Genomic DNA, 10,326 nt, shown 5'->3' on the forward strand with positions numbered 1-10,326 from the left:
AAGGTGCCGACGAAAAGGTGGTGGCGGTCGGCGATACGGCTGATGGCGTCGAGCATGTGCGGTAGCCGGGGCACCGGCACTGCCAGGTCGTCGAGCAGGGTACTGCCGTAGCGTTCGAGGGCGGTCAGCGCCACACGGCGGGCCTGCATGAGCCCGTCGCTTTCGACCGGGTCGGTGGTCACGAAGAGTTCGGTCGCCGCACAACTGCGGCATGCTTGCGCGATGCGCTCGGTTTCCGCCTTCGCGGCCTCGCCGTCGCACTGGATGAGTAGCAGGGCACCGGCGTTCTCGTCGAGGCCCATCTGGGTCAGGTCGTTGACCGCGGTGATCGTGTTGTGGTCCATGAGTTCGACCAGGCTCGGTTCGGCCACGTTCTGAATCGCCATCACCGCGTCGACGGCCTGGACGGGGTCGGCGAACGCCGCCACCACAGTGGATGCGTGCGCCGGTTTTCTGCGCAACCGCATGGTCGCCTCGACGATGACGGCAAGGGTGCCCTCGGATCCGACCAGCAGTTGCGTGAGGTTCAGGCCGGCGACGTTCTTGCGGGTGACGGCACCGGTGTGGATGATGCGGCCGTCGGCGAGCACGGCTTTGATCCGGGCGACGTGATCGCCGGTGACCCCGTATTTGGCGCAACAGGGCCCACCGGCGTTTGTCGCGAGGTTCCCACCGATCGTGGAGATGGCGCGACTGCCGGGGTCGGGCACGTACCAGAGTCCTCGCTCTGCTGCTGCGGTAGCGAGGTCGCCGTTGATGACACCGGGTTCGACCGTCGCGGTACGGGACTGCTCGTCGATTTCGAGGATCCGGTTCATCTTCTCGGTACTCAGGACAATGCACCCCTCGAGGGCATTGGCACCGCCGGCCAGGCCGGTCCCCGCACCTCTCGTGACAACCGGAATCTTGTACCGGTAGGCAGTCTGCAGCGTCGTGACGACGTCGTCGACCGTCCGGGCACGAACCACTGCTATCGGTCGACCGGATGGCGAGAGCAGCGCCTGATCGCGGGTGTAGGCGATCATGGTGTCGCCGTCGGTGATGACAACTGCCTCGCCGAGCATTGCCGTCAGGTCCGCGACGGGACCCGTCATCAAGGCAGTCATGTCTTGTCCTTCCACACTGGTTTGTGCATCGCAGCCCTACCGCTGGGACCGTCCCGCGCGGGTAGGCGGCGTGGCGTGTGCGCAGCACCGTGGGCACATGTCCTGTCGAGACAGGATCGTGTGCCCGCGGTGACGCCGTCCGATTGGTTCGTCCTACATGTGCCGGGGGGTACCTATCGATCTAGGGAGTGATTTCCAGCTCGCCCATGCGGGACCAGTCGTCGCCGGGAAGTTCGGTGTGGAGGATGCGCGGTGTCTCGCTCAGTGCCGGGCGCATCGCGTCCAGCCCTTTCCGGAAGTGGTCCGCATTGACATGGTCGGAACCGGCCTGCCCGTCGGCGAATGCCTCGATCAGCACGAACTCGGCGGGATTGTCGGCGCTGCGGTGCCATTCGAACCAGAGATTGCCCGGTTCCGATCGGGTCGCGTCGGTGAACTCCTTGGTGATGAGCAACCAGTCGTTCTGGTGTTCGTCGAGGACGTTGAACTTCACCACAATGAAAATCACTATGCTTCACTTCCTTTCGGGCGTGGGTCACCGCCTCGCGGAACCGCGAGGCGGTGACCCACTGGTTTCTAGTAGATATTCGACGGGCGGACCATGCCTTCGGCGAGATCGCCGAAACCGGGTGCCATGATGGCACCGGGATTGCCGATAATTTCTTCCACGACAGCGGTTTCGGTGGTGATCAGCAGTGCCGCGATCGAGGCTGCGCTTTCGAGTGCGGCGCGGGTTACCTTGAACGGGTCGATCACTCCGTCGTCGAACATGTCCCCGTATTCGCCGGTGAGCGCGTTGAATCCGTGCCCGAGCGGCAGGCCGGCGACCACCTCGACGACCTTGTCGCCGTCGAACCCGGCGTTGATCGCGATCCAGCGCAGCGGTTCGGGGAGAGCGCGGCGCACGACGTCGCATCCGATGGCCTCGTCACCGGCCAGGTCGAGGTCGGCCAATGCCCGATGCGACTGCGCCAGCGCGGTGCCACCTCCGGAGACGATTCCGGCCTCGACCGCGGCGCGGGTGGCGGCCAGCGCGTCGTCGACGCGCAGCATCCGTTCCTTGAGTTCGACACTGGTCGCGCCGCCGACGCGGATGACGGCAACACGCCCGGTGAGCCGGGCGATACGCAGTTCGAGGCTTTCCTGATCCGCCTCGATCTTCGCGCGCTCGAGCTGGGCCTCGAGCTGGGCGATGCGGGCATCGAGGAGGCGCTGGTCCCCGTGTCCGCCGACGATCGTGGTCTCGTTCTCGGTCACGGTGATGCGGTCACACGATCCGAGATGGTCGACGCTGATTTCGGACAGTTCGATGCCGGTGTCCTTGGCGATCACGTGCCCACCGAGTGCCACGGCGAGGTCTTCGAGCTCGGCGACGCGGCGATGGCCGAAACCGGGGGCGCGCACGACCACCGACTGCATGGTCTTGTGCATGTTTCCGCCGACGAGCAGCTGCAGGGCCGGACCGTCGACGTCCTCGGCCAGTACCACCAGCGGTCGGTCGGCGCGTTTGGCCACCTCGATGCTCGGCATGATGTCCTGGACCTTGCTGATTTTCTTGTTGGTCAGCAGGATCAGCGGATTGGTGTGCACCGCTTCCATCCGCTCCGGGTCGGTGACCATGTAGCCGGAGATGTAGCCGTGATCGAACTCGATGCCGTCGACGATGTTGACCGACAGCCCGAGGGTGTCGCTCTCCTCGGTGGTGACGACCCCGGACTTGCCGACGTAATCAACCGCGGTCGAGATGGCGTGCCCGATCACTTCGTCGTCGCTGGCGGCGAGAGTCGCGATCCGGTGCAGATCGGCCTGTCCCCCGATCTGGGAGGCCTGCTCGCGGAGGGAATCGACGACCACGGACACGGCCCGCTCGATACCGCGCCGCACCCGCATGGGGTTGGCGCCGGCATCGACCGAGCGCAGACCCTCGCGGACCATGGCCTGAGCGAGCACGGTGGCGGTGGTGGTGCCGTCGCCGACCACACCATTGGTCTTCATCGCCACCTCCTTGACCAACTGGGCACCCATGTTGGCGAAGGGTTCGCGGAGCTGGATCTCGCGGGCAATGGTCACGCCGTCGTTGGTGATCGTCGGTGGCCCGGTGAGCTTTTCGAGCACCGCGTTGCGCCCCTTGGGGCCGAGGGTCACCTTGACCGCGTCGGCGAGGGCGTTGACGCCCTGCTCGAGGCGGGCTCGGGCGTCCGTGTTGTACCGCAGCTCTTTCGCCATGGCTGATGTGTCCTTTCGTGCGTTCTTTCGCGGAGAGATGCGGTTAAGGGACGAGGATCGCCCGGCCGCGGACCCGACCGGCATCGAGATCGTCGAGGGCTTGCTGGAAATCCTCGAGCCGGTACCGGGTGGTGTGCAATGTGACCTTGCCCTGGGCGGCGAGGGTCATGAGCTCCTGCAGGTCGTTGTAGGAGCCGACGAGATTTCCGATGAAGTTGATCTCGGTGGAGATCACATCGATGGTCGGAACGTCGAGGTTCTCGCCGTAGCCGACGACGTAATAGTTCCCGGCGCGGCGCAGCATCGCGATCCCTTCGGCGGTGGCACCGCCTTCACCGACGAAGTCGACGACGGCTTCGGCGCCGTGCCCGCCGGTCAGGTCGAGCACCTGCTGGATGTGGGTGCCGTCGGCGACGATGCCGTGGTCGGCGCCGATCTTCACGGCGAGGTCGACGGCCGCGGGGTTACGGTCGAGCACGACCACGGTGACCCCGGAAATCGCCTTCAGGACTTGGATGCCGATGTGGCCGAGTCCGCCTGCCCCGATCACCACGCACACGTCTCCGGGGCGAGTGGTCCTGGCGACCTTGGCCACGGCGTGGTACGCCGTCAGGCCCGCGTCGGCGAGGGCGGCGACGTCGGCGGGTTCGAGCGAGTCGTCGATCCGGACCACGCTGCGGGCGGTGGTGCGCAGATACTCGGCGTACCCGCCGTTGGTGTCGATGCCGGGGAACTTGCTGTTCTGGCAGTGGACGTCGTCACCGAAACGGCACGCCCGGCACAGCCCGCACGTGATCAGCGGGTGCAGGATCACCTTGTCGCCGACCACCACGTTGGTGACGGCGTCACCTACCGCGTGGACCCAACCGGCGTTCTCGTGACCAATTGTGTACGGCAGTGCGACACCGGACTTCTCCTCCCATTGCCCCTCGAGAACATGCAGGTCGGTGCGGCACACACCCGCGCCGCCGATCCGCACGATGACATCGAGGGGACCCTCGATTGTGGGTTCGGGAATATCGGTGAGCTGCAGCTTGGTGTGGTATCCCACCACTTGCACGGCCTTCATCGAGGGCTCCTGGTTCTGAGATTGGTGATTCGCGGAGTGGCGCCGACGGATTCGCTGTCGGCGTAGCGGGTGGCGAGCAGGCCGCGGCAGAAGTGAGCGTTGCCTTCCATCGAAATGCGTACCGACTTGGCGAACCGCAGCCGCATCGGCACCGACTCCGCGGGGATGCGTTTGCCGGCGTCGTCGACGAACACCGGGCTGGCCGGGCAGATACTCAACCCGAGGCCGATTCGGCGGCGCAGCAACGCGGCCTTCGCTTTTCCGGGGGCGAGGTCGCTGAGAACGAGTCGGTAAATCTCGTTCACACCCATGTCGGTGGTCTTCAGGTGCGCCTCCACACAGCGTTCCATCGCCGCGGCATGTGCCTTGGACCGGAACGTTCGGCGCAGTTCGTGCAGACTCTCTTCCGCCTCGGAGCCGAACGTTCCGACGTATCCGGCGTCGGCTGCGAGGCCGGTATTGATCTTGTCGCTGTCGTGGTGGTCGTCGAGCATCACCCGCACCTCGCCGATGTCCTCGATCAGGCGCAGGGCGTCGAGGGCGTCGGATGCCATGAGGTAGGCGAAGTTCGGCGAGCAGAACGCGGTGGGCAGCCGCAGGTGCACGGTGACCCCGTCGTCGTCGAGGGTGACCGACCGGACGAAACCGAGATCGGTGATCGGCTCGTCCAGTTCCGGGTCGGTGACCGTCGACAGGGCCATCAGAACGTCCTCTTCGGTGCAGACGACGGCGGCGGTGGTCATGACGGCACGGTTTCCCGCGCCCCGGCAGCGACCTCCACACCTTCCTGCCCGGCCGGCTCGGCCAGTTGCAGGTCCGCGGGAACGTCGATGTCGTACAGCGCTGCGGCGTTGAGGCCGAGGATCTTCTTCTTCTGCTCGACGGTGATCGGGGCGTACTCGCCCTGCATGTCCTCGGGGATCTGGAAGTCGACGAACTTCTCGATCAGCCATTTCGGGGTCCACAGTGCGTAGTCGCTGCCGAACAGGATCTTGTCCTCGCCGATCCAGTAGAGCAACTCGCCGATTATCTGGGCGAAGTAGCGGGGCCGGGTGTGGATGAACGGCAGCGCCACTGCCAATCCGCCGTAGACGTTCGACTCCTGGGTGGCGATCCAGCAGAAGTCCTCGAGCCGTGGCAGACCCACATGTTCGACGACGAAGCGCAGGTCCAGGTAGTCGGTGGCGACCTTGTCGATGTCCGCCACGTCGAAGGCGTCGCGGTCGAGGGGACGGATCGTCGGTCCCTTGTGGACGTGAATGTTCCTGATCCCCAGCTTGATGCATTCTTCGAGGTAGCGCCGCGACCACGGGTCGTCGAGTTTGTAGCCGCGGGAGTCGCCGTGCCATTCGGCGGTGTAGAGCTTGACGCCCTGGAGGTTCATCCGGTCGGCGTCCTTGCGGAGTTGCTCGAGCCCGGCCTCCTCGTGCCGTGGGTCGTAGGCGTGGTTGTAGGTGAGCTTGTCGGGGTGCTTCCGGGTGAGGCCGAACGCTTCCTCGGTTTGCCCGAATCCGGTGTGGTAGAACTCGCTCAGGAACGCAGGCTGGAAGATGGCGTGGTCGACGTATCCGTCCACGAAGAGGTCCTGGAACAGGCGATCGGCACCGTAGTAGGTGTAGGTGTCGTAGTCCCACACGACCTCTTCGGGGCTGAGGTTCTTGTGATAGTCGTAGAAGCAGTCGATGAACTGCTTGCCGTGCACGTTCTTCTGGTTCGACGCGCGGCCGTCCCACAAGGCGATGTGCCCGTCGACGATGAAGTATTTTTCGCCGTTCTTCTCATACATTGTGCGTGCTCCAATTGCAGGGATCGGTGGGTACAGAGCCGGCTAGGGCGACGTCGGGATCGTGGATCACCGAGAGGACCTTGCGAGCGTCAAGGAAGTCCGCGTGCGCGAAGGCGTCGATCATGTGGTCGAGACCGAAGAAGTGCCTGCTGGTTTCGGCGTCCGGCCCGCCGGCCGTCGATCGTGCCCGAGCACTCGCCCGGGGGTCACGGCGGACGCATTCCCCACGTTGGTCCGTGCCACCGAGCGTGGCCCTTGGAGCACAGGTGCTTTCACATCGATCTCATTCTGTGGGGGTTGACCAAGCACTCACCCCGTTCTGGGGTGCTTCGTGGTGTGTCGGTGCCGCCGACCGCCGGTGGGTCGGCGGCACCGACACATGGTTACTGCACGGGCTGCCTCACTGCTCGGTGAGGTCGAATCCGATGTACTCGGCGGCGTCTTCGGGGCTGGCGAACAGCAGGGTCTTGTCGTCGAGGTGAACCATGCGCCCGTAATGGGTGGAGCTGATCTCCTCGAAGATGGAGCCGTCGAACTCCTCACCGAGAGCGTCGGTGAGTTCCTCGTAGTCGAAATTCAGCAACTTCTGGCCGTCGACGCGGATCATCGACGGGTACTCGGTCAGCTCGACACCGTCCTTGGCGCCCATCACCTCCGCGACGACGCGGCCGATGGGGGTGTTCATCAAGGTGACGCCACACATGTTGGAGAACTCGGTGGTCGATCCGAATTGCATGGTCACTGGTCCAACTCCTTGGGGATGTCGAGCCCGAGGTCTTCGAGCAGGGAACGGAACTTCGCGGTCGCGGCGTCCAGACTGGTGGCGAAGGTGACCGCCTTGTCGGCCGGCTGCGACCAGATCGGCTGCAGCGCCCGGGCGGCGGCGAGGCACCGGGGCACCCAGGTGGCGAGCCAGGTGCCGAACAGCTCCTTGTTCGTCTCCCCGTGCTCGGGATCGCGGGTGAGCAACCGGAACAGGTTGCGGGTGTAGTTGAGGTCACGGTCGTAATCGTGCTCACCGGTGCCGACGATGGTGGGGGTGATGTAGTCGCCGTTGCCGGCGGCGATCTGCATGACCAGTTCGGTGCGGAACAGCGATCCCACCAGCTGCTCGAAGACGATGTTCGAGGCGAACAGCAGCTCACACCAATCGGGGACCGCGGTGAGGCGCTCGACGACCTCCCGGGTGGGTTGCCACTCGGGAGCGGACTGCCACACCTCCTTGTGCGCGGCGCCGTCGAAGTCCTCGGTGGCCTCGGACAGATCCAGGTTGAACAGTGCCAGGTCCTGGGCGAAACGCATCTTGTGGGCGGCGTTCACCGCGACGGCGGTGTTGATCATGTTGGTCGGGCAGGACCGCTGGATGGAGGTGAACACGTGCAGCGCCAACCCGTTCTCGGCGTGCATCCACGCCCCCAGGTTGCGGGAGATGAACGTCAGCCACGGTGTGTTCCAGCCGTCGTAGACCCGGGCCCGTTTGGCGTTGGACAGGCACAGTTCGACCTGGTGGACCACCTTGGAGTTGTTACGGAAGATCGTCTGGTCCCACTCCTCGTTCGGGTCGAGGAAGGCGTGCCAGTTCGACGACTTCGCGGCCGTCCACTCCTGCGGGTAGCCGCCGGGGCCGTCACCGAAGCCGTAAATCCAGCCCTGGGAGAGGTGCCGATCGGGGTCGGGCTGGACGTCGACCGTGACGTCCTCGTACATCGTCGACCGCTTCTTGGCGGGCGTGTAGTAAGTGAAGGTACGGCTGCGGGAGCTGGGGAATTCCAGTGCACCGGCTTCGGAGTCGGTGAACTCGATCTTCGGAAAGCTCCGCTGCTTGGGCTCGGAAGTTGCGGTCATCTCGTTGCGGTTCCTGTCGATAATGGAGGAAGGGGGAATTCCTGCGGCGATTACTCGAAGGCCGGGCTGGTGAACTTGTCGTAGAAGACCTGGTCGTGCGGGGCGCCATTGGCGTCGAGCAAGGCCAGGGCGGCGTCGACCATCGGCGGCGGCCCACACAGGTAGACCTCGGTCTTGCTGATGTCGGGTTCGCGGCGGCTGACGACGTCGGTGACATTGCCGTCCTCGACGACGATCGACCCCACCGGCGCAGGGTCCATCGATTCCGACAGGCAGGCCACGAACGTGAAGTCCGTCAACCCTTGTCCGAGTTCGAGGATCTCGTCGAGGTAGAACAGGTCCTGCGGGGTGCGGGCACCGTAGTAGAAATGCACCGGGCGGGTATTGCCCGTCTCGCTCATGTGCCGCAGCAGCGAGAGGACCGGGGCCATCCCGGCGCCGCCGCCGATCAGGACGATCGGCAGGACGTGGCCGTCCTTGAGGGTGAACGACCCGTACGGTCCGGTCAGGGCGATCTCGTCACCCACCGAGATCCCGTCGTCGAGCAGGCCGGCGAACTTGCCGCCCGGGTACTTCTTGATGAGGAACTCCACCCGGTCCGGTGTCATCTGGGTGGTCGCCATGGAGAAGGAGCGGTGTTCCTCGGTGCCGGGGATGGTCAGGTCGCAGTACTGGCCCGGTTTGAACTCGAACGTTGCCGGCTCGACGGGCTGCAGCTGCAGCGACACGATGTCCTTGGTCATCGACTCGATCGCTACCACGCGGGTACGCACATCCTGGATGGGGACACCGCCGAGGAGTTCGTCCTCGTCGAAGTTGAGCAGTTCGATGGTGCAGTCGCTGTATGCCGTAGCGCGGCAGAGCAGTACGTGCCCCTCGTCGACCTCGGCTTCGTTGCACGCAAACGTCGAGTAATTCTCCATCTGGATATCGCCGTCGAGGACAAATGATTTGCAGGCCGAGCACCGCCCCTCACGGCACCCGTGCATCAGGTGGATGCCCTGCCGGAAGGCGGCGTCGAGGATGTACTCGTCCTCGCCGACTTCCATCTCGATGTCGACGGGCTCGAAGTTGATTACGTGCTTGTCGGCCACGGGCCATCTCCTGGGACTCTGGAAGTGTTGTGCTGGTTGCGGTGGGCGACGCCGTAAGTGATCAGGCGCCGCCCACCGAGCCTGGTCAGGCAGGTACGGTGCTACCTGCGCGGTACGCGGCGATGTGCGCGTTGCGTTCGGCGTCCGACATCTGGTTCAAGAGCACGTTCGGGCTCTGGAACGTGTTGCCGCGGACATCGTCGAGAGTCCACAACTTCTTCGGATCGTCCAGCTGCAGGTGCGGCTGACCGACGAGGGTCTTACCGTCATCGCGGACGTACCCGAGATCGGAGACGATGTCGGCGAGGTCCTTGCCGTGATGCAGGGTCTCCCATTCACGGAAGCCGGTGAGCCGGCCCATGTTCGGAGTCGGCTTGCCCTGGTACTCGCTGCGGAACGCGACGGCGTCGGTCCAGTAGCAGGTCTCCGAGCAGTAGGTCCGCCACTGCTCGTCGACCTTCTCCACGACCATGTCCTCACGGATGAGCGCGGGCACCATGCACGTCCAGCAGCGGTGCGGGTACTGGTACCCGACGTCCTCGAACGCGATCGGCTTGTTGCGGCCGGGGTAGGCGAGGCGGTTGTACTCCTCCCACCACTTGCCGTACTTCGAGTACCAGCCCGGGTACTTGTGCTCGAACCACTCGAAGTCCTGGTCGGTCATCGCATCGATCCGCCAGTAGTTGACCGGCCACCCGGTAGCGAAGAACCGGGCCGTCTCGTGGACGTAACCCTTCTCGGTGATCCGCTTCCACGCCTCTTCGACCAGGTCGTGCGGGATGGTCAGGCCGTACTTTTCGAGCGGGATGAGGTAGCTGCGGTAGTAGTCGTCGTAGATCCACCGCCGCCACATCTCGGCGTAGCTTTCCCGGTCCTTGCGACGGTCCTTGGTGCCGTACTCGATGAAGGTGCCGATCGCTGCGTCGACGACGCAATGGTTGTTCCACCACGCGTACCGCAGGTCGCGTTCGAGCAGGGGACGGTTGCGTTCGTCGGCAAGGGCCATCAACAGGATCGAGTAACCGTTGGAGATGTGCCGCGATTCGTCGGACTGCACCGAGTGAAACACGGTGGGCAACAGGTAATCACCATTGGCGGCGGCCTCGTCGGGCATGGCCACGAACAGGGTGTTCGTGAACGCGGTTTCGGCGACCACGGTCAGGTAGATGTTCGCCGAGGTGATCGCGTCACCGGTAATGA

General features: G+C 64.8%; 10 protein-coding genes. All 10 read right to left on the reverse strand.

Translation table 11 applies throughout. The features are described 5' to 3' along the window. The coding region (locus tag MLGJGCBP_RS10525) for an FAD-binding oxidoreductase (protein WP_160095369.1) at nucleotides 1-1,106 on the reverse strand (1,106 nt) is incomplete at its 3' end. Between the two features lie 181 nt (nucleotides 1,107-1,287). Next, nucleotides 1,288-1,614 carry a putative quinol monooxygenase gene (locus MLGJGCBP_RS10530; RefSeq protein ID WP_160095371.1) on the reverse strand — a complete coding sequence of 109 codons (327 nt, stop codon included), beginning with the start codon at nucleotides 1,612-1,614 and terminating at the stop codon, nucleotides 1,288-1,290. A 68-nt stretch (nucleotides 1,615-1,682) separates the two neighbouring features. Further along, complete coding sequence (gene groL / locus MLGJGCBP_RS10535) at nucleotides 1,683-3,332, reverse strand: chaperonin GroEL (protein ID WP_160095373.1); 1,650 nt, start codon at nucleotides 3,330-3,332, stop codon at nucleotides 1,683-1,685. Between the two features lie 43 nt (nucleotides 3,333-3,375). Next, nucleotides 3,376-4,401 carry an NAD(P)-dependent alcohol dehydrogenase gene (locus MLGJGCBP_RS10540; RefSeq protein WP_109326756.1) on the reverse strand — a complete coding sequence of 342 codons (1,026 nt, stop codon included), beginning with the start codon at nucleotides 4,399-4,401 and terminating at the stop codon, nucleotides 3,376-3,378. Next, nucleotides 4,398-5,144 carry an iron-sulfur cluster assembly protein gene (locus tag MLGJGCBP_RS10545; protein WP_160095375.1) on the reverse strand — a complete coding sequence of 249 codons (747 nt, stop codon included), beginning with the start codon at nucleotides 5,142-5,144 and terminating at the stop codon, nucleotides 4,398-4,400. The genes MLGJGCBP_RS10540 and MLGJGCBP_RS10545 overlap by 4 nt, the downstream gene beginning before the upstream one ends. Beyond that, a complete protein-coding gene (locus MLGJGCBP_RS10550; protein WP_160095377.1) occupies nucleotides 5,141-6,187 on the reverse strand; it encodes an amidohydrolase family protein in 1,047 nt (348 codons plus the stop codon). The genes MLGJGCBP_RS10545 and MLGJGCBP_RS10550 overlap by 4 nt, the downstream gene beginning before the upstream one ends. Before the next feature lie 400 nt (nucleotides 6,188-6,587). Beyond that, complete coding sequence (mimD, locus tag MLGJGCBP_RS10555; protein WP_201453019.1) at nucleotides 6,588-6,929, reverse strand: propane 2-monooxygenase effector subunit MimD; 342 nt, start codon at nucleotides 6,927-6,929, stop codon at nucleotides 6,588-6,590. After that, complete coding sequence (locus MLGJGCBP_RS10560; RefSeq protein ID WP_160095379.1) at nucleotides 6,926-8,032, reverse strand: aromatic/alkene monooxygenase hydroxylase subunit beta; 1,107 nt, start codon at nucleotides 8,030-8,032, stop codon at nucleotides 6,926-6,928. The genes mimD and MLGJGCBP_RS10560 overlap by 4 nt, the downstream gene beginning before the upstream one ends. A 50-nt stretch (nucleotides 8,033-8,082) precedes the next feature. After that, nucleotides 8,083-9,126 carry a 2Fe-2S iron-sulfur cluster-binding protein gene (locus MLGJGCBP_RS10565; RefSeq protein WP_160095381.1) on the reverse strand — a complete coding sequence of 348 codons (1,044 nt, stop codon included), beginning with the start codon at nucleotides 9,124-9,126 and terminating at the stop codon, nucleotides 8,083-8,085. Nucleotides 9,127-9,211: 85 nt separating this feature from the next. Then, the coding region (locus MLGJGCBP_RS10570; RefSeq protein WP_160095383.1) for a methane monooxygenase at nucleotides 9,212-10,326 on the reverse strand (1,115 nt) is incomplete at its 5' end.

This window comes from Rhodococcus sp. T7, from assembly GCF_009872365.1.
GTDB lineage: Bacteria > Actinomycetota > Actinomycetes > Mycobacteriales > Mycobacteriaceae > Rhodococcus_F.

Excerpts from the sequence above, each read along its gene's own strand:
- MLGJGCBP_RS10540 (WP_109326756.1), bottom strand. The coding sequence starts at position 4,401 with ATGAAGGCCGTGCAAGTGGTGGGATACCACACCAAGCTGCAGCTCACC.
- groL (WP_160095373.1), bottom strand. The coding sequence starts at position 3,332 with ATGGCGAAAGAGCTGCGGTACAACACGGACGCCCGAGCCCGCCTCGAG.
- MLGJGCBP_RS10550 (WP_160095377.1), bottom strand. The coding sequence starts at position 6,187 with ATGTATGAGAAGAACGGCGAAAAATACTTCATCGTCGACGGGCACATC.
- MLGJGCBP_RS10545 (WP_160095375.1), bottom strand. The coding sequence starts at position 5,144 with ATGACCACCGCCGCCGTCGTCTGCACCGAAGAGGACGTTCTGATGGCC.
- MLGJGCBP_RS10560 (WP_160095379.1), bottom strand. The coding sequence starts at position 8,032 with ATGACCGCAACTTCCGAGCCCAAGCAGCGGAGCTTTCCGAAGATCGAG.